Source organism: Halomonas salsilacus, assembly GCF_051216275.1.
GTDB lineage: Bacteria > Pseudomonadota > Gammaproteobacteria > Pseudomonadales > Halomonadaceae > Halomonas.
The window spans coordinates 51555-70671 of sequence record NZ_JBPKAQ010000001.1; the positions used below are offsets into that span (position 1 = coordinate 51555).

At 68.3% G+C, this 19117-nt stretch carries 14 protein-coding genes; 13 read left to right on the forward strand and 1 reads right to left on the reverse strand.

Translation table 11 applies throughout. The annotated features are described in order from the left end of the window. The first annotated feature begins 1 nt into the window (after position 1). The 12 genes from ispC to tilS all read left to right on the forward strand — a co-directional run bounded on the left by ispC (position 2) and on the right by tilS (position 15698). A complete protein-coding gene (ispC, locus tag ACR80S_RS00265; RefSeq protein ID WP_435401243.1) occupies positions 2 to 1207 on the forward strand; it encodes a 1-deoxy-D-xylulose-5-phosphate reductoisomerase in 1206 nt (401 codons plus the stop codon). Between the two features lie 39 nt (positions 1208 to 1246). After that, positions 1247 to 2605, forward strand: a complete 1359-nt coding sequence (gene rseP, locus ACR80S_RS00270) for an RIP metalloprotease RseP (RefSeq protein ID WP_435402244.1) — start codon at positions 1247 to 1249, stop codon at positions 2603 to 2605. An 88-nt stretch (positions 2606 to 2693) separates the two neighbouring features. Continuing rightward, positions 2694 to 5033: an outer membrane protein assembly factor BamA gene (gene bamA / locus ACR80S_RS00275; RefSeq protein ID WP_435402245.1), complete on the forward strand. Its 2340-nt coding sequence runs from the start codon at positions 2694 to 2696 to the stop codon at positions 5031 to 5033. Positions 5034 to 5091: 58 nt separating this feature from the next. Beyond that, positions 5092 to 5574: an OmpH/Skp family outer membrane protein gene (locus tag ACR80S_RS00280; RefSeq protein WP_435402246.1), complete on the forward strand. Its 483-nt coding sequence runs from the start codon at positions 5092 to 5094 to the stop codon at positions 5572 to 5574. Positions 5575 to 5597: 23 nt separating this feature from the next. After that, positions 5598 to 6638: a UDP-3-O-(3-hydroxymyristoyl)glucosamine N-acyltransferase gene (lpxD, locus tag ACR80S_RS00285; protein WP_435401247.1), complete on the forward strand. Its 1041-nt coding sequence runs from the start codon at positions 5598 to 5600 to the stop codon at positions 6636 to 6638. Between the two features lie 105 nt (positions 6639 to 6743). Next, positions 6744 to 7187 (forward strand): 3-hydroxyacyl-ACP dehydratase FabZ, encoded by a 444-nt coding sequence (fabZ, locus tag ACR80S_RS00290; RefSeq protein ID WP_435401248.1) that lies wholly within the window; start codon positions 6744 to 6746, stop codon positions 7185 to 7187. Then, complete coding sequence (gene lpxA / locus ACR80S_RS00295) at positions 7184 to 7951, forward strand: acyl-ACP--UDP-N-acetylglucosamine O-acyltransferase (protein WP_435402247.1); 768 nt, start codon at positions 7184 to 7186, stop codon at positions 7949 to 7951. The genes fabZ and lpxA overlap by 4 nt, the downstream gene beginning before the upstream one ends. Before the next feature lie 2 nt (positions 7952 to 7953). Beyond that, positions 7954 to 9192 (forward strand): lipid-A-disaccharide synthase, encoded by a 1239-nt coding sequence (gene lpxB / locus ACR80S_RS00300; protein ID WP_435402248.1) that lies wholly within the window; start codon positions 7954 to 7956, stop codon positions 9190 to 9192. Further along, complete coding sequence (gene rnhB / locus ACR80S_RS00305) at positions 9189 to 9815, forward strand: ribonuclease HII (protein WP_435401251.1); 627 nt, start codon at positions 9189 to 9191, stop codon at positions 9813 to 9815. The genes lpxB and rnhB overlap by 4 nt, the downstream gene beginning before the upstream one ends. Before the next feature lie 24 nt (positions 9816 to 9839). Further along, positions 9840 to 13346 (forward strand): DNA polymerase III subunit alpha, encoded by a 3507-nt coding sequence (gene dnaE, locus ACR80S_RS00310; RefSeq protein ID WP_435402249.1) that lies wholly within the window; start codon positions 9840 to 9842, stop codon positions 13344 to 13346. Positions 13347 to 13457: 111 nt separating this feature from the next. Beyond that, positions 13458 to 14411 carry an acetyl-CoA carboxylase carboxyl transferase subunit alpha gene (gene accA / locus ACR80S_RS00315; protein ID WP_435401253.1) on the forward strand — a complete coding sequence of 318 codons (954 nt, stop codon included), beginning with the start codon at positions 13458 to 13460 and terminating at the stop codon, positions 14409 to 14411. 6 nt (positions 14412 to 14417) lie between these two features. After that, positions 14418 to 15698: a tRNA lysidine(34) synthetase TilS gene (gene tilS, locus ACR80S_RS00320; protein WP_435401254.1), complete on the forward strand. Its 1281-nt coding sequence runs from the start codon at positions 14418 to 14420 to the stop codon at positions 15696 to 15698. A gap of 31 nt (positions 15699 to 15729) precedes the next feature. On the opposite strand, the gene ppx is transcribed toward tilS, so the two are convergent. Further along, positions 15730 to 17244: an exopolyphosphatase gene (gene ppx, locus ACR80S_RS00325; protein ID WP_435401255.1), complete on the reverse strand. Its 1515-nt coding sequence runs from the start codon at positions 17242 to 17244 to the stop codon at positions 15730 to 15732. A 425-nt stretch (positions 17245 to 17669) separates the two neighbouring features. Here ppx and rho point away from each other — a divergent pair, with 425 nt between their 5' ends. Continuing rightward, on the forward strand, positions 17670 to 18929 hold the full coding sequence (rho, locus tag ACR80S_RS00330) for a transcription termination factor Rho (RefSeq protein ID WP_435401332.1): 1260 nt from the start codon (positions 17670 to 17672) through the stop codon (positions 18927 to 18929). Positions 18930 to 19117: the final 188 nt, after the last annotated feature.

The following is a 19117-nucleotide window of genomic DNA, read 5'->3' on the forward strand; positions in this document are numbered from 1 at the left end:
GGTGGCGTCGACAGCGAACATCACTCAGCGCCGACAGGCGGTCACCGTGCTGGGGGCCACCGGCTCCATCGGCACCAGCACCCTGGACGTGATCGCCCGCCATCCTGAGCGTTACCGGCTCCATGCGCTGACCGCCCACCGCTCCCGGGAGCCCCTGCTGGCGCTCTGCCTTACCCATCGGCCCGCCGTGGCGGTGCTCGGCGATGAGCGCGATGCCGCCTGGCTGCGCGCGCGGCTGGTCGAGGCGGACGTGGCCACCGAGGTCGAAAGCGGCCCGGCGGCCCTGGTAGCGGTGGCCGAGGCCTGCGAGGTGGACGTGGTGATGTCGGCCATCGTCGGCGCCGCGGGGCTGCTGCCGACTCTGGCCGCGGTGCACGCCGGCAAGCGCGTGCTGCTGGCCAACAAGGAGGCCCTGGTGATGTCCGGGGCGCTCTTCATGGACGCGGTGGCGAAGAGCGGGGCGACCCTGTTGCCCATCGATTCCGAACATAATGCCATCTATCAGTGTCTACCCGTGGACCATCGCGGCGGGCTGCGCCACCACGGCGTGACCCAGTTGCTGCTGACCGCCTCCGGCGGGCCCTTCCGCGGTTGGTCGCCCGAGCGGCTTGCCGGAGTGACGCCCGACCAGGCCTGCGCCCATCCCAACTGGTCCATGGGGCGCAAGATCTCGGTGGACAGCGCCACACTGATGAACAAGGGGCTCGAGCTGATCGAGGCGTGCTGGCTCTTCGACGCCCGCCCCGACCAGGTGCAGGTAGTGGTGCATCCCCAGAGCGTGATCCACTCCATGGCGGCCTACAGCGACGGCTCGGTAATCGCCCAGCTGGGCAACCCCGACATGCGCACGCCCATCGCCTACGGGCTGGGCTGGCCCGAGCGCATCGATGCCGGCGTGGCGGCGCTGGACCTCTTCCAGGTGTCGCGGCTCGACTTCGAGGCGCCGGATGAGGTCGCTTTTCCCTGCCTGAGGCTGGCCCGCGAGGCGATGGCGTCGGGGGGGACGGCACCGGCGGTGCTCAATGCCGCGAACGAGGTGGCGGTAGAGGCCTTCCTCGATGGCCGACTGTCCTTTATCGGCATCGCCGAGTTGGTGGCGCGAGTGCAGAACGCCGAGCCGCTGCAGCCTGTCCGTGATCTCGAGTCCGTGCTTGAGGCCGATGCCAGGGCGCGCCGCGCCGCCGAGACCTGGCTGGCGGGCCGCTGAGCCGATGCCCATCCAATCCGATTCCCGTAGGAGAAAGTCTTGGGCCTGATCCAGAATATCCTGGCCGTCATCGTGGTGCTGGGCCTGCTGATTACCTTTCACGAGTTCGGCCACTTCTGGGTGGCCAGGCGCTGCGGTGTCCGGGTGCTGCGCTTCTCGGTGGGTTTCGGCAAGCCGATCTGGTCCCGCGTCGACCGCCACGGCACCGAGTTTGTGGTGGCCGCCATCCCGCTCGGCGGCTATGTGAAGATGCTCGACGAGCGTGAGGCCCCGGTACCGGAGGAGCAGCTCGATCAGGCCTTCAACCGCAAGACGGTGTGGCAGCGCATCGCCATCGTCGCCGCGGGCCCGCTGGCCAACTTCCTGCTCGCTATCGTCGCCTACTGGGCGCTGTTTGTGGCCGGCACCACGGCGGTGGCACCGGTGATCGGCAGCGTCGAGCCGGGGTCCCCCGCGGAGCGGGGCGGCCTCACGGCCGGCCAGGAGATCGTCGCCGTGCGTGGCGAGGCGGTGCGCGGCTGGGACGAGATCAACCTCAAGCTGGTGGCCGCCATCGGCGTGAGCGGCGAGCTTCGGGTGGACGCCCGCGCCGACGCCACCGCCGAGCCCCGCGAGTTCCGCCTGCCGGTGGAGAACTGGCTGGTGCGCCAGGATCCGCCCCAGCCGCTGCCGAGCCTCGGTGTGACCCCCTGGCGCCCGCCCTTCCCGGCGGTGCTCGGCCAGCTGATGCCCGGTGAGGCGGCCGACGCCGCCGGTTTGCAGGCCGGTGACGAGATCCTGACGGTGGACGGCACCCCGGTCGACGACTGGATGCACTTCGTCGATATCGTGCGTGCCAGCCCCGGGGAGGCGCTGACGCTGGAGGTGGCGCGTAACGGCGGGCGCCTGAGCCTCGCCATCACCCCCGGCCGCAACGAGTTGGAAGAGGGCGTGACCATCGGCTACATCGGCGCCGGGGTGGCCGCAGTGGAGTGGCCCGAGGAGTCCCTCCGCGAGATCCGCTACGGTCCTATAGCGGCGGTGGGTGAGGCGGTGTCACGCACCGGCGAGATGACCCTGCTGACCCTGGACGCCATTCGCAAGATGCTGGTGGGGCTGATCTCGCCCTCGAACCTCTCTGGGCCGATCACCATCGCCCAGATATCGGGCGACTCGGCCCGGGCAGGCCTGGAGAGCTTCGTCAGCTTCCTGGCCTACCTCTCCATAAGTCTCGGCGTGCTCAACCTGCTGCCGATCCCGGTGCTCGACGGCGGCCACCTGCTCTACTATTTCATGGAACTGGTGCGCGGGCGCCCGGTGTCCGAGCAGGCCCAGGCGATCGGGCTGCGCATCGGCCTGGCGCTGGTGGGCACCCTGATGCTGATGGCGATCTATTTCGATTTGATGCGGCTCTGGTAGGCCCCCCTCGCCTTGTCAGCGAGCCGCACAAATGTATATGGTGCCTGTCTGGACAGGTTTGGCAGATCAACGCGAGCGAATCTACCGCATGAGAATCAAGACCATCGGACTGGCGGCACTGCTGCTCGTCGGGGCCGGGACGGCCCAGGCCCAACCCTTCGAGGTTTCGGACATTCGTGTAGAAGGCCTGCAGCGAGTCTCCGCCGCCTCCGTCTTCAACGCCTTTCCTGTAAGCGCTCGCGACCGTGTCGATGACCGCGAACTGGCCGAAGCGACCCGCAGCCTGTTCGCCACCGGCATGTTCGAGGATATCCGCCTCGCCCGCGATGGCGACGTGCTGATCATCCAGGTAGTGGAGCGTCCCACCATCAGCCGCCTCACCATCACCGGCAACCGTCAGATCGGCGACGAGGAGCTGCGCCAGGGCCTGCGCCAGGCCGGACTGGCCGAGGGCGAGGTGCTGCAGCTCTCCACCCTGGAGGAGATCCAGCGCGAGCTGGAAGGGGTCTATCAGGGGCAGGGCCGCTACAGCGCCAGCATCGAGACCAGCGTGCGCGAGATCGACGAGGGCCGGGTGCAGGTCGACGTCGAGATCAACGAGGGCGCCGTGGCGCGCATTCGCCAGATCAACCTCGTCGGCAATCGCGCCTTCGACGATGACACCCTGCTCGACGTCTTCGAGCTCAACGACCGCCCCGGCCGACTCTTCGGCTGGTTTTCCCGGGACGAGTACTCCCGCGAGGCGCTGGCCGGCGATCTCGAGCGCCTGCGCTCCTTTTACCTGGACCGCGGCTACGTCAACTTCAACGTCGAATCGACTCAGGTCTCGATCAGCCCCGACAAGTCGCAGATCTTCATCACCGTTAATGTCGACGAGGGGCGTCAGTACCGCATCGGCGACGTGCGCTTCGTGGGCGACCTGCAGATCAGCGAGCGCGAGGCCCGGGACCTGCTCGAGGTGTCGCCCGGCCAGGTCTTCTCGCGCAGCGATGTGACCGCCTCCTCCGAGGCGCTGCGCGCACGCCTGGGGGCCGAGGGTTTCGCCTTCGCCAGCGTGGACGGCATCCCCGAAGTCTCCGCCGACGGCGATGCCGTCGACCTCGCCTTCCGGGTCGACGCCGGGCGCCGCGCCTATGTGCGCCGCATCGAGTTCATCGGCAATACCACCACCCAGGACGAGGTGCTGCGCCGCGAGATGATCCAGCTGGAGGGAGCGCCGGCCTCGACCCAGTCGATCACCCAGTCGCGCCAGCGCCTCGAGCGCCTCGGCTTCTTCCGCCAGGTGGATGTGGAGACGCGCCCGGTGGCCGGCGAGCCCGACAAGCTCGATGTCACCTACACCGTGGAGGAGCAGCCCTCGGGTTCTGTCTCCGCCAGCGTCGGCTTCTCCCAGAGCGCCGGGGTCATCTACGGCGTGGGCCTCTCCCAGACCAACTTCCTGGGGACCGGCAACCGGGTAAACGTCGGTGCCCAGCGCAGCGACACCTTTACCAGCGTCAACTTCGGCTTCACAGATCCCTACTGGACCCTCGACGGCATCTCCCGCGGCTATAACCTCTACTACCGCGAGACCGACTACGAGGATTCCGATATTTCCACCTACTCCACCGACGCCTACGGCGCAGGGATCAACTTCGGCTATCCGATCAACGAGATCACCCGTCTCAACTTCGGCGCCGCGGTGGAGGACCTGACGATCAAGACCTATCGTGATACCGCTCAGGAGATCACCCAGTACGTCGAGGACCAGGGCGAGGATTCCCAGGCCCTGAAGCTGACCGCCAGCTGGACCCGCAACAACCTCAACCGCGGCATCATGCCCACCGCCGGCAACTACCAGCGCCTGTCGCTGGAGACCGCGGTGCCCGGCAGCGACGCCGAGTACTACAAGGTGCGCGCCCAGGCCCGCCAGCTCTTCCCGCTCGATGACAACCACGACTGGGCACTGAAGTTCAGCGGCGAGGTGGGCTACGCCGACGTGGTCGGCAATGACCCCTATCCCTTCTACGAGAACTTCTACGCGGGCGGCCTCGGCTCGGTGCGTGGCTTCACCGCCAACACCCTGGGTCAGCGCACCACGCCGCCGGAAACCGGCGGGCGCGATCGCACCCTGGGGGGCAACGTGCTGATGCAGGGCAGTGCCGAGCTGCTCTTCCCGCTGCCCTTCATCGAGGATCGCCGCTCCCTGCAGACTTCGCTGTTCCTGGATGCGGGCAACACCTTCCTCACCGACTGCTACGCTACCGAGACCGGCACCTCGAACTGCAGCTCCGGGGTGGACCTGGGGGACCTGCGCTACAGCGTCGGCGTTGGGCTCTCCTGGCTGACGCCGGTGGGCCCGCTGACCTTCAGCGTCGCCGAGCCGATCAACGACGAGAGCGGCGACGACACCCAGTTCTTCCAGTTCTCCCTGGGCCAGACGTTCTGATCCCGCCAGCCCCACTGAATGTCGGGCCGCCCCGGGGCGGCCCGACAAGGAGTCCGACATGCGTAGATTGACCGCGGCACTGAGCCTCGTCCTGCTGGCCGCCCTGGCGCTGCCCGCCCAGGCCGCCGAGGTGGCCCTGCTGGACTGGCGCCGGGCGCTGATGCAGACCGATGCCGCCCAGCGTTCCATGAGCGAGCTGGAGGGCCGCATCGGCAGTCAGCAGCGCCAGGCGCAGTCCCTGGATCAGGAGCTCTCCCAGCTTCAGCAGCGTGCCAGCAGCCTCACCGACAGCGAACGCCAGGAGGCCAATCGCAAGGCCTCCGAACTCAACCGCCTTGTCGGCGAGATCATGCAGGCCCAGCAGGAGGCCGAGCAGCGCTTCCTGAGCAATGCGGAGTCGAGGCTCGAGCAGGCTGTGGAGCAGGTGATCGCTCGCCATGGCATCGAAGTCCTCGTGGAGCCCCAGGGGGTGCTGCACTCGAGTCAGGACCTGCCGGACCTGACCGGGGAAGTGACCCAGATCCTCAATACCCTGCTCTGAGCCGGCTGCTGCGGACGCTTGCCATGACCCGATCCGATACCCCGCTTTACTACACCCTCGGTGAACTGGCCAACCGCCTCGGCGCCCGGCTGGTCGGCGACGCCGACCGCCGGGTCAGCGGGCTGGCTACCCTCAAGGAGGCCGGCCCGGATCAGGTCGCCTTCCTGGCCAACCGCGCCTATCTCAAGGATCTGCCGGAAACGCGGGCGGCGGCGGTGCTGTTGCATCCGCAGCATGGCGAGACCTGCCCGGCCGCCCGGCTGGAGCTCGACAACCCCTACCTGGGCTATGCGGCGCTGTCGAGGCTCCTCGACCCCCTGGCGGGCCGCGAGCCCGCCGGCGTGCACCCCTCGGCGGTGGTGGACCCCAGCGTCACCCTGGGCGAGCGGGTCGAGGTGGGCGCCAACGCCGTGATCGAGGCGGGCGTGACCCTGGGCGACGACGTGATCGTGGGTCCTGGCTCGGTGGTCGGGGCGGATGCGGCGATCGGTGCGGGCTCGCGGCTCCATGCCAACGTCACCGTCTGCCATGGGGTAGTGGTGGGGCAACGCGCCATCCTGCACAGCGGCTGCGTGGTCGGCGGCGACGGTTTCGGTTTCGCCCACGACGGCGCGCGTTGGCACAAGATCGCTCAGCTCGGCGGGGTGGTGCTGGGCGATGACGTCGAGGTGGGCAGCTGCTCGAGCATCGACCGCGGCGCCCTGGGTGATACTTTGATCGGCAACGACGTCAAGATCGACAGCCAGGTGCAGATTGCCCACAACGTGCAGATCGGCGATCACTCTGCCCTGGCCGGCTGCGTGGGCATCGCCGGCTCCACGAAGGTGGGCCGGCACTGCATGCTGGGTGGCGGGGTGGGGCTCTCCGGCCACCTGGCCATCTGCGACGGCGTCCAGGTCACCGGCATGAGCCTGGTCACCAACTCGATCAAAGAGCCCGGGGTCTACTCGTCGGGCACCGGTGCCATGAAGAACGCCCAGTGGCGCAAGAATGCGGTACGCTTCAAGCAGCTCGACGACATCGCGAAGCGGCTCTCGCGTCTCGAGAAGGGGCGTGACGGTTGAGGGTGGCGCCCGGGACGTTATAATCCACCGCCCGCCCGACGGTCCTTGCCGCCGGCTTGCACCCGCCCGGAAGGCGGAGCTCCCGACACTTCAGAGGTTGTGACGATGGTAATGGACATCAACGAGATTCGAGACTACCTGCCCCACCGCTATCCGTTTCTGCTGGTGGACAGGGTCACGGAGATCACCCTCGGCGAATCCATCGTCGCCTACAAGAATGTCAGCATCAACGAGCCCTTCTTCAATGGCCACTTCCCTCACCATCCCATCATGCCCGGCGTGCTGGTGGTGGAGGCGCTGGCCCAGGCTTGCGGGATCCTCGGCTTCAAGACCGTCAACAAGCTACCCGCCGATGGTTATGTCTACTATCTGGTGGGTAGCGACAACGTGCGCTTCAAGCGCCCGGTGATGCCCGGTGACCGGCTCCATCTGCGCGCCGACGTGATTCGCGAGAAGCGCGGCATCTGGAAATTCGCCTGCAAGGCCACCGTCGACGGCGGACTGGCCTGCGAGGCCGAGATCATCTGTGCCGAGAGGAAGGTCGCTTGATTCATCCCACCGCCCTCGTCGACCCCGCCGCGCGCCTCGCCGATGACGTCGAGGTGGGTCCCTTCACGGTGATCGGCCCCGAGGTGGAGATCGGCCCCGGCAGCCGGGTCGGCCCTCACGTGGTCATCAAGGGACCCACGGTGCTGGGGGCCCGCACGCGGATCTTCCAGTTTGCCTCGGTGGGCGAGGACTGCCAGGACAAGAAGTACGCCGGTGAGCCGACCCGCCTGGTGATGGGCGACGACAACGTCGTCCGGGAGGGGGTGACCCTGCACCGCGGCACCGTCCAGGACCGCGGCGAGACCACCATCGGTTCGCGCAACCTCTTGATGGCCTACGTCCACGTGGGTCATGACTGCGTGATCGGCAACGACTGCATCCTGGCCAACCAGGTGACGCTCGCTGGCCATGTCAGGCTGGGCGATTTCGCCATCCTCGGCGGGCTCGCCGCGGTGCACCAGTTCTGTCACTTCGGCACCCATGCCATGGCCGGCGGTGGCTCCATCATCACCAAGGACACCCCCGCCTACGTGATGATCAACGGCAACCCGGCCCAGATCCACGGCCTCAACCTGGTGGGTCTCAAGCGTCGGGGCTTCTCCCGCGAGGCGCTCAAGGCGCTCAGTGAGGCCTATCGGCTGGTCTACCGTCAGGGGCTCACCGTGGAGCAGGCCCTGGGCGAGATCCGCAGCCGCTTTGCGCTTGCCGAGACCGAGGCCTTCGTCGCCTCCATCGAGGCCTCGACCCGCGGCATCATCCGCTAGTCATGGTCGCAGGCGAGCGACAGGCGGTGAGGCGGGTCTACCTTGTCGCCGGCGAGCTCTCCGGCGACATCCTCGGCGCCGGCCTGATGCGCGCTCTCAAGGCCCGCCACCCCGGCGTCGAGTTCCGCGGCATTGGCGGCCCGCGCATGATCGCGGCGGGCATCGACAGCCGCTTTCCTTTGGAAACCCTCTCGGTGATGGGCCTGGTGGAGGTGTTGAAGCACCTGCCGGGTCTCCTTCGTGTGCGCCGCACCCTGAAGGCCGATGCCCTTGCCTGGCAGCCGGGCATCATGGTCGGCATCGACGCTCCCGACTTCAACCTCGGCCTGGAGCGGCAGCTGCGCGAGGCCGGCCTGACCACCGCCCACTATGTCAGCCCCTCCGTGTGGGCCTGGCGTCAGGGCCGGGTCAAGGGCATCGCGAAGTCCGTCGACGCCATGCTCACCTTCCTGCCCTTCGAGGCGGCTTTCTACGCCCGCCACCGGGTGCCGGTGGCTTTCGTCGGCCACCCGCTCGCCGACGAGCTGCCGCTTCAGAACGATCGCCTTGCCGTTCGCGCCGGACTGGGCCTGCCGGCTGACGGCGAGGTGCTGGCGCTGCTGCCAGGTTCCCGGGCCAACGAGATCCGCTTCCTGGGCGAGACCTTTCTCGAGGCCGCCGAACGGTTGTGTGCCGGCCGGCCGGGCCTGCGGGTGGTGGTGCCGGCAGCCACGCCCGGGCGGCGCGCCGAACTGGAGTCGCTACTCGCCGAACACCCCGCGCTGTCAGAACGCCTGACCCTGCTCGACGGCCAGGCCCGGGAGGCCATGGTGGCCAGTGACGCTGTGCTGCTCGCCTCGGGCACCGCGGCGCTGGAGGCGATGCTCTGCCATCGCCCCATGCTGGTGGCCTACCGCATGGCACCGGCCACCCACTGGCTGGCCAGGCGACTGGTCAAGACAGAGTGGATCTCGCTGCCCAACCTGATCGCCCGGGAGAGCCTGGTGCCGGAGCTGATTCAGGACGAGGCGAGCCCCGAGGCGATCGCCACCCGGCTCGGCGAGATGCTCGACGACGCCCCGGGCCGCGCCGACCTGGAGGCGCGCTTCGCTGTGATGCACGAAGGCCTGCAGCGCGACGCCAGCCGCCGCGCCGCGGAGGCCATCGAGGCCCTGGTGGCGGGCTTGCCGCTGCCGGCGAGCGTGGCCCCGGAACGAGCCGACGAGAGCGCTGGCAAGAGGGCCGGCGAGGTCGCGCCGTGACGTCGGGCAGGAGACCCTCCAGCGAACTCCCGCCGCTGGTGGTGAACTACGCCGGCGAGCGCCTGGCCGGGGTCGACGAGGTGGGCCGTGGTCCCCTGGTGGGGGCGGTGGTCGCCGCGGCTGTGATCCTCGACCCGGCTCGACCCATCTCGGGGCTGGCCGACTCCAAGGCGCTGAGTGCAAAGCGCCGCGAAACGCTGGACATCGAGATCCGCGAACGGGCGCTGGCCCTCGCCGTGGCCGAGGCCAGCGCCGCCGAGGTGGACGAGCTCAATATCTTCCACGCCACCCATCTGGCCATGCGCCGCGCCATCGATGCCCTGGCCCCCGCCGCCGAGTACCTGCTGGTGGACGGCAATCGTCTGCCCGGGCATCATGTTCCCGGCCAGTCAGTGGTCAAGGGCGACGCTCGCCATCCGGCCATCGCCGCCGCCTCGATCCTCGCCAAGGTGGCCCGGGATGCCCAGATGGCCGCGCTCGACGCCCGCCATCCCGGCTATGGCTTCGCTCGGCACAAGGGCTACCCGACCCGCGAGCACCTGGCTGCCCTGGTGAGCCTGGGGCCGCTGCCCGAGCACCGCCGCTCCTTCGGCCCGGTCAGGCGCCAGCTGGCGCTGCTCTGATATTTCTCAACCCCCGAGCCCAACATGACCACGCCCTTCGTTCATCTTCGCGTCCATACCGAATACTCCCTGGTCGACGGCCTGGTGCGGCTCAAGCCACTGGTCAAGGCGGCCGCCGGGCAGGGTATGCCGGCGCTGGCGGTGACCGACGAGGCCAACCTGTTCGGCCTGGTCAAGTTCTACAAGGGTGCCCAGGGGGCCGGGCTCAAGCCGATCATCGGCGCCGACCTGTGGCTAACCAACCCCCATGATGAGGGGCACCCCTATCGGCTGACGCTGCTGGCCATGAACGACGTGGGCTATCGCAACCTCACCGAGCTGATCTCCCGAGGCTGGATGGAGGGGCAGCGCCTGGGACATGCCGAGCTGAAGCGCGACTGGGTGCTGGCCCAGAGCGAGGGGCTGATCGCTCTCTCCGGGGGGCGCGACGGCGAGATCGGCCGCCACCTGTTGAGCGACCACGGCGCCGAGGCGCGCGAGTTGCTCGAGGAGTGGACCGCCGCCTTTCCGGGGCGCTTCTACCTGGAGCTGGCGCGCACCCGCCGGCCCCGGGAGGAGGAGTGCGTGCACCTCTCGGTGGACCTGGCCGTGGCGACCGGCACCCCGGTGGTGGCCACCAACGACGTGCGCTTTCTCGACAAGGAGGACTACTGGGCCCACGAGACCCGGGTTGCCATCGGCGAGGGGCGGGCCCTGAACGACTCGCGCCGTGAGCGCAAGTACACCGAGGAGCAGTACCTCAAGAGCCCCGAGGAGATGGCCGAGCTGTTCGCCGACATCCCCGAGGCGCTGACCAACACCGTGATGATCGCCGCCCGCTGCAGTGTCGAGGTACGCCTCGGCGAGATCTTCCTGCCGGAGTTCGAGATCCCCCAGGGGATGACCCAGGACGAGTTCTTCCGCAAGGTCTCCCACGACGGGCTCACCGAACGCCTCGATTTCCTGTTCCCCGCCGAGCGCTACCCCCGCGACGGGGCCGAGTTCGCCGAGATCGACGCCCGCTATCGCAAGCGGCTCGATTTCGAGCTCGACATCATCATCCAGATGGGGTTTCCCGGCTACTTCCTGATCGTGATGGACTTCATCCAGTGGGCCAAGGACAACGACGTGCCGGTGGGGCCGGGACGCGGCTCCGGCGCCGGTTCCCTGGTGGCCTACGCCCAGAAGATCACCGACCTCGACCCCATCGGCTACGACCTGCTGTTCGAGCGCTTTCTCAACCCCGAGCGGGTCTCCATGCCCGACTTCGACGTCGACTTCTGCATGGAGAAGCGTGACCGGGTGATCGAGTACGTGGCCGACCGCTACGGCCGCAACGCCGTGTCGCAGATCGTCACCTTCGGCACCATGGCCGCCAAGGCGGTGGTGCGCGACGTGGCCCGCGCCCAGGGGCGCCCCTACTCGCTGGGGGACAAGCTCTCCAAGCTGATCCCCTTCGAGGTGGGCATGACCCTCGGCAAGGCCATCGAGGCGGAGTCGGCCCTTCGGGAATTTGTCGAGAACGACGAAGAGGCCGCCGAGATCTGGGAGATGGCGCTCAAGCTCGAGGGCATTACCCGCGGCACCGGCAAGCACGCCGGCGGCGTGGTGATCGCCCCCACCAAGCTCACCGACTTCTCGCCGCTGTTGTGCGACGAGGATGGTTCGGGGCTGGTGGTGCAGTTCGACAAGAACGACATCGAGGAGGCCGGGCTGGTCAAGTTCGACTTCCTCGGTCTGCGCACCCTGACCATCATCGACTGGGCGCTGGCAATGGTCGACAAGGTGCGCGCCGTTGAGGGCCAGGGGCCGCTTGCGATCGACAGCATCCCGCTGGATGACGCCCGCACCTTCGAGATGCTCAAGCGCGCAGAGACCACGGCGGTGTTCCAGCTCGAATCCCGCGGCATGAAGGAGCTGATCAAGCGCCTGCTGCCCGACTCCCTGGACGACATGATCGCCCTCGTCGCCCTGTTCCGCCCCGGCCCGCTGCAGTCGGGCATGGTGGACGACTTCATCAACCGCAAGCACGGCCGGGCCGAGATCTCCTACCCCCACCCGGACTACCAACACGAGCTGCTCAAGCCGGTGCTAGAGCCCACCTACGGCATCATTCTCTACCAGGAGCAGGTGATGCAGATCGCCCAGGTAATGGCGGGCTACAGCCTGGGCCAGGCCGATATGCTGCGCCGCGCCATGGGAAAGAAGAAGCCCGAGGAGATGGCCAAGCAGCGCGCGGGCTTCATGGAGGGCTGTGCGGCCAACGGCATCGACAAGGACCTGGCGGGCAACATCTTCGACCTGGTTGAGAAGTTCGCTGGCTACGGCTTCAACAAGTCCCACTCGGCAGCCTATGCACTGGTCTCCTACCAGACCGCCTGGCTGAAGGCGCACTATCCCGGCCCCTTCATGGCGGCGGTGATCTCCACCGAGATGGACAACCTCGACAAGGTGGTGCCGCTGATCGAGGAGTGCCGCCACCTCAAGCTCACCGTGACCCCGCCGGACGTCAACCTCGGCGAGTACAAGTTCACCGTGGATACCGAGGGGCGGGTGGTCTATGGCCTGGGGGCGATCCGCGGCGTGGGCGAGGGGCCCATCGGCGCCATTGTCGAGGCCCGCGAGGCGGATGGCCCCTTCAGGGATCTCTTCGATTTCTGCCGCCGCGTCGACCCGAAGCGCATGAACAAGCGCACCCTGGAGGCGCTGATCCGCTCCGGGGCGCTGGATAACCTCGGCCCCAACCGCGCCGTGCTGGCGGCGTCCCTGGACGACGCCCTCAAGGCCGCGGCCCAGACCCAGACCAACCATAACCTGGGCATGATCGACATGTTCGGCGAGGCTTTCGTCGACGAGGAGGCCGAGGGAGGCGACGTCTACGCCGAGTATTGCCGGGTACGAGAATGGAGCGACAAGGAGCGCCTGGCCGGCGAGAAGGAGACCCTGGGGCTCTACCTGACGGGTCACCCCATCGACGAGTACGAGAAGGAGCTCGAGCGCTTCGTCTCTACCCGTATCAGCGACCTCAAGCCGTCCCGGGAGCCCCAACGGGTGGCGGGCCTGGTGGTGGGGGTGCGCACCATGAAGTCGAAACGCGGCGACACCATGGCCTTCCTGACCCTGGACGACCGCACCGGGCGCATCGAGGCGTCGCTGTTCGGCGAGCTTTATGAGCAGCTGCGCGGCCAGATCGAGGCGGACCAGGTGCTGATCGTCGAGGGGGAGGTCTCCTCCGACGACTACTCCGGTGGCCTGCGCCTGCGCGGCAAGGAGGTCACTCCCATGGTGGCCGCGCGCACCCGCTACGGCCAGGCGGTGGAACTCTCCCTGGACGGCGCGGCCATCAACGGCCGCCTGGTCGACTCCCTTCGGGCGAGCCTCGACCTGCACCGCGACGCCGACGGCCTGCCGGTGCGCCTGCGCTACCGCAACGCCGAGGCCACCGGCTGGCTGGAGCTCGATCCAGCCTGGAAGGTCTCGCCCACCGATGACCTGCTGATTCGCCTGCGCGAGGTGCAGGGCCAGGACGGCGTGCGGCTCAAATACCGCTGAGGCGTCACCTTGCGCCGCGCGTTGAGGGTGCGATAATGCCAACCACTTCATTTTTCGCGCCGCGCCTGGCCATGTGGGCAGGGCGGTGAAACACGACAAGGCAGCCGGCCAATGAACCCCAACTATCTTGACTTCGAACAGCCCATTGCCGAGCTCCAGGCCAAGATAGAGGAGCTTCGCCTGGTCGGCAATGACAGCCAGGTCAACCTTAGCGACGAGATCGAGCGCCTCCAGGAGAAGAGCCGCCGGCTCACCGAGTCCATCTTCAAGGACCTGACTCCCTGGCAGGTCTCCCAGCTCTCTCGCCACCCCCAGCGGCCCTACACCCTGGACTACCTGGAGCACGTCTTCACCGACTTCGACGAGATCCACGGCGACCGCCAGTTCGCCGATGACGCCGCCATCGTCGGTGGCGTGGCACGCCTCGATGATCGCCCGGTGATGGTGATCGGTCACCAGAAGGGCCGCGATGTGAAGGAGAAGGTGCGCCGAAACTTCGGCATGCCGCGCCCCGAGGGCTACCGCAAGGCGTGCCGCCTGATGGAGATGGCCGAACGCTTCAGGATGCCGGTGCTGACCTTTATCGACACGCCGGGGGCCTACCCCGGCATCGACGCCGAGGAGCGCGGCCAGTCCGAGGCCATCGCCCACAACCTGGCCGTCATGTCGCGGCTGCGCACGCCGATCATCGCCACCGTGGTGGGCGAGGGCGGCTCCGGCGGGGCGTTGGCCATCGGCGTCTGCGACGAGCTGGCGATGCTGCAGTACTCCACCTATTCGGTGATCTCCCCCGAGGGCTGCGCCTCCATCCTCTGGCGCAGCGCCGAGAAGGCCTCCGACGCTGCCCAGGCCATGGGCGTGACCGCCGAGCGCCTCCGGGAGCTCGGCTTCGTCGATACCCTTATCCCCGAGCCGCTGGGCGGCGCCCACCGGCAGCCGGTCACTGCCGCCGAGCGGGTCAGGGACGCGCTGCTGGCGAGCCTGGATCGCCTCGACGCCATGGACACCGACGCCCTGCTGGCGCGCCGGTACAAGCGGCTGATGAGCTACGGGGCGCCGGCCTGAGACGCCATGTCCCTGCCGTCATTGATCGATAGCGCCCTGGCACAGACCCCGCCGGGGCGTTGCGTATGGGTGGCCCTCTCCGGCGGCCTTGATTCCGCGCTGCTGCTGACACTGGTCGCCGAGGCATGTCGCCGCCATCCCCGTCCGCTGCGGGCCTTGCACGTGCACCATGGCCTGCAGGCTGCCGCCGACGACTTCGAGGTCCACTGCCGCCGGCTCTGCTCGCGGCAGGGCGTGCCGCTCTTCGTCGAGCGGGCCGAGGTCGACCTCACCACGGGACGGGGCCTGGAGGGGGCGGCCCGGGAGGCACGCCATGCCGCCTTCGCCCGTCGTGTCGCCCCCGGCGACACCCTGTGGCTGGCCCAGCACCGCGACGACCAGGCCGAGACCTTTCTGCTCGCCGCGCTGCGCGGCAGCGGCGTGCGTGGGCTCGCCGCCATGCCGCCGGCGCGTGCCTGGCGGGGCAGGGCGCTGGTGCGACCGCTGCTGGTGGTCTCCAGGGCCGAGCTCGAGGCCGAGGCGGCTCGGCTGGGGTTGGCCTGGGTGGAGGACCCCTCCAACGCCGATGAGCGCCTCGATCGCAACTATCTGCGTCACACCGTCTTGCCGGGGCTGACGGCGCGCTGGCCCCACGCCGCCGCGGCGCTGTCACGCAGCGCCGTCCTGGCCGGGGAAGCCGAGGGGCTGCTCGGCGAGTTGGCCGAGCTCGATCTCGAGCGCCTGGGCGGCGAGGCGGCGCGGCTGCCGACAGCTGAGCTGGCGGCGCTCTCGGGTGACCGCCAGCGGCTGCTGGTGCGCCACGCCTGCGCCCGCCTGGATCTGCCGACCCCGCCGGCGGCGCGCCTGGCGACGCTTCTGGATCAGCTGTCCTCGCGGAGGGATGCCGAAGCGCGGGTGGTCTGGGCGGGCGCCGAGGCGCGGGTCTGGCGCGGATGGCTCTACCTGCTGGCGCCGTTACCCTCCCTGCCGGAGGGCTGGGAAATGCGCTGGCGCGGTGATGGGCCGCTGAGGACCCCGCTGGGGGGCTGTGACGTGCGGCTGCGGCCGAATGGGCCGGGGGTAGCCGCAGTGCTGCGCCTGTGCCCGCGTCGCGGCGGCGAAAGACTCGCTCTGGCGGGTCGCGGCTCACGGGATCTCAAGCGGCGGCTTCAGGAGTTGGAGATGCCGCCCTGGGAGCGCCAGCGAGTGGTGGTGGTGTGGCAAGGCGAGACAGTGGTAGCGGTACTCGATCCCGTGGGCGAGCGCTGGCTGGTGGTGGCGCCGGGATGGCGGAGCGAAGCGCCATAGAGGCCCGGGCTCTGGGCTGTCTGACCAGCGCTCAGGGCTGAGACACCAGTGCCAGGGGGAAGCCGGCGGTCTGCTGGTAGGTGCACTCCTGCTCCAGGTCGGTGAGCAGCAGCATGGGGTCCTCGCCGACGGCGAGCCACAGCCGCAGCGCCTCGCCGTCGGCCTCCAGGCGCGGTGCACCGGCCGGTTGCTCGGGCCGGCTGTGGTTGAGCAGCACCGCCAGGCGCAGCAGTCTGGCCAGTCGGGCGTGGGAGTGCTGCACGGAGGCGGGCAGTGCCTGCCACTCCCGGGTCGGGAACTTGCGGCGGTGGGCGCGCACCAGGAAGGCCAGCAGGCGCTGCTCCGGGCGCGAGAAGCCGGCCAGGTCGGAGTACTCCAGCAGGTAGGCGCCGTGGCGATGGAACTGGCTGTGGGAGATCGCCAGGCCGATCTCGTGCAGGCGGCTGGCCCAGCCGAGGAAGCGGGCCTGGTCGTCGTCCAGGTCCCAGGCGTCGCGCACCTGGTCAAATAGGGCGGCAGCGCTGGTGGCCACATTGGCGGCCTGGCGCTCATCCACCCCGTAGCGGCGTTCGAGCAGCTCGAGGCTCGTGAGTCGCGAGTCCTCGGGGCTGTTGCGCCCCGCCATATCGTAGAGCACCCCCTCTCGCAGGGCGCCGTCGGCGTAACGCATCTGCTCCAGGCCAAAGGCCTCGAAGATGGCGCCGAGCACGGCGATGCCGGCGGGGAAGACCCGCGCTCGGTCGGGCTTGAGTCCCTCCAGGCTGACCCTGTCGAGGCGCTTGCACTTGATCAGCCGCTCGCGCAGGGCGGCCAGCCCCTCCCGGGTGATGACGCCCTCGGTGGCGTCCCCGGCGGCATGGATCACCGCGGCGGCCGCCTTGATGGTGCCGCTGGAGCCGACCGGATCCTCCCAGCCCAGCTCGTGGTACTGGCGACGGATATTGGCCAGTTCCGAGAGCGCGGCGAGCTCGGCCCTGCGCATGCGCTTGTCGGTGATCTCCCCGTTGTCGAAGAAACGCCGGGTGAAGGTCACGCAGCCCATGCGCAGACTCTCCAGCGCCTGGGGCTCGAAGCGTTCGCCGATGATCAACTCGGTGGAGCCGCCGCCGATATCGACGATCAGCCGGCGCCCCTCCTCGGCCAGGGCGTGGGCCGCCCCGAGATAGATCAGGCGCGCTTCCTCGCGTCCGGCGATGATCTCGATGGGACAGCCCAGCAGCGCCTCGGCGCGCTCGATCAGCGCCTGGCTGTTGGCCGCATCCCGCAGGGCATTGGTACCCACCACCCTGAGCTGCCCCGGGGCGATGTCCTCCACGAAGGGAGCGAAGCGAGCCAGGCAGTCCAGGGCGCGCTGCATGGTGTCCTCGTCGAGCAGGCCCTCGTCGTCGAGGCCGGCGGCCAGCTGCACTTTCTCTCCCTGCCGTTCCACCACCTGCAGACGCTCGTCCTGGTAGTTGGCGACCAGCAGATGGAAGCTGTTGGAGCCCAGGTCGATGGCGGCGAGGCGTCGGGTGGGGGGCAGAGCCGGCTCCACTGGCGAGGTCATGGTGAGTCCTTGACGTTGTCTGTGGGAGAAAGGTTGCGGTGCGCCCCCCGCCCTGTCAATCGCCGTGGGGCTTGCGTTCCCCAGGGGGCTTGTCTAGTATCGAGGCGTTCGCCTGTTTCGAATGCTTTCCGACCGTCCTGCGGCGATCCCGTCTCGGTCAATCCCAAGTCGTCAGTCAGCCCACAATGCCCAGCGATACCCGGCCAAGCCGTAGCCGCTGGTCAGGCGAAAACGAATCTGCTCCCTCGACTCCCTTATCGGCCGGCTACCCCCTGCGGTTGCCTTCCCCATGGCCATCTGGATACACGATGACGAGTGATACCTCTCAGGGCTCTGAACGCACCTCACGCGGCGCTATCGTCTCGCCTCCCGCCACACGCGGCGCACCGACGCCCGGCTTCCACGAGCAATCTCTGATCACACCGATGAATCTTACCGACCTCAAGCAAAAGTCCGTGCCGGATCTCCTGGAGATCGCCCGCGAGATGGGCATCGATAACCTGGCGCGCTCCCGCAAGCAGGACATCATCTTCGCCATTCTCAAGAAGCATGCCAAGAGCGGTGAGCCGATCTATGGCGACGGCGTGTTGGAGATCCTGCAGGACGGGTTCGGCTTCCTGCGCAGTGCCGACAGCTCCTATCTGGCCGGGCCCGACGACATCTACGTCTCGCCGTCCCAGATTCGGCGCTTCAACCTGCGCAAGGGCGACTCCATCTCCGGCAAGATCCGGCCGCCCAAGGAGGGCGAGCGCTACTTCGCGCTATTGAAGGTCAATGACATCAACTTCGACCGGCCGGAAAACGCCAAGCACAAGATCCTGTTCGAGAACCTCACGCCTCTGTTCCCCGATGAGCGCCTGCGCATGGAGATCGGCAACGGTTCCACCGAGGACATCACGGCGCGGATCATCGATCTGGTATCGCCCATCGGCAAGGGGCAGCGTGGCCTGCTTGTCTCGCCGCCCAAGGCGGGCAAGACGCTGATGCTGCAGAACATCGCCACTTCGATTACTCGCAACGATCCGGACTGCCATCTGATCGTGCTGCTTATCGACGAGCGCCCGGAGGAGGTGACCGAGATGTCGCGCACGGTGCGCGGCGAGGTGGTGGCCTCAACCTTCGACGAGCCGCCGGCGCGTCACGTGCAGGTGGCCGAGATGGTGATCGAGAAGGCCAAGCGCCTGGTCGAGCACAAGAAGGACGTGGTGATCCTGCTCGACTCCATCACCCGCCTGGCGCGTGCGTACAACACCGTGGTGCCGAGTTCCGGCAAGGTGCTGACCGGCGGCGTGGACGCCCATGCCCTGGAGAAGCCCAAGCGCTTCTTCGGCGCGGCGCGCAACATCGAGGAGGGCGGCAGCCTGACCATCATCGCCACGGCACTGGTGGACACCGGTTCCAAGATGGACGAGGTGATCTTCGAGGAGTTCAAGGGCACCGGCAACATGGAAGCGCACCTGGACCGCAAGCTGGCCGAGCGCCGCGTCTACCCGGCGATGAATATCCGCCGTTCCGGTACTCGCCGCGAGGACCTACTCGCCTCCGAGGACGAGATGCAGCGCATGTGGATTCTGCGCAAGCTGCTCAACCCCATGGATGATACCGCGGCCACCGAGTTCCTGATCGACCGCCTCAAGGATACCAAGACCAACCTCGAATTCTTCGAGGCGATGAAGCGGCGTTGATGTTTGTTTGAGGTGGCGGGATCGCTCGGGGCTTTTGCGTCGACAAGCCCCGAAGTGTCGGACCATCGGGGCGGCGCGGTGAAGACCACCCCTGTACACTACCGACGCCATCCCTGGCGGAGGACCTCCCCTTCGGCTTGTCCCCGGCACCCCTCGCTGCACATGCTCCGGTAGCTTTGGGGCCTGGC

Excerpts from the sequence above, each read along its gene's own strand:
- accA (WP_435401253.1), top strand. The coding sequence starts at position 13,458 with ATGAACCCCAACTATCTTGACTTCGAACAGCCCATTGCCGAGCTCCAG.
- bamA (WP_435402245.1), top strand. The coding sequence starts at position 2,694 with ATGAGAATCAAGACCATCGGACTGGCGGCACTGCTGCTCGTCGGGGCC.
- dnaE (WP_435402249.1), top strand. The coding sequence starts at position 9,840 with ATGACCACGCCCTTCGTTCATCTTCGCGTCCATACCGAATACTCCCTG.
- lpxB (WP_435402248.1), top strand. The coding sequence starts at position 7,954 with ATGGTCGCAGGCGAGCGACAGGCGGTGAGGCGGGTCTACCTTGTCGCC.
- rho (WP_435401332.1), top strand. The coding sequence starts at position 17,670 with ATGAATCTTACCGACCTCAAGCAAAAGTCCGTGCCGGATCTCCTGGAG.
- lpxD (WP_435401247.1), top strand. The coding sequence starts at position 5,598 with ATGACCCGATCCGATACCCCGCTTTACTACACCCTCGGTGAACTGGCC.
- ACR80S_RS00280 (WP_435402246.1), top strand. The coding sequence starts at position 5,092 with ATGCGTAGATTGACCGCGGCACTGAGCCTCGTCCTGCTGGCCGCCCTG.
- fabZ (WP_435401248.1), top strand. The coding sequence starts at position 6,744 with ATGGTAATGGACATCAACGAGATTCGAGACTACCTGCCCCACCGCTAT.
- ppx (WP_435401255.1), bottom strand. The coding sequence starts at position 17,244 with ATGACCTCGCCAGTGGAGCCGGCTCTGCCCCCCACCCGACGCCTCGCC.
- tilS (WP_435401254.1), top strand. The coding sequence starts at position 14,418 with ATGTCCCTGCCGTCATTGATCGATAGCGCCCTGGCACAGACCCCGCCG.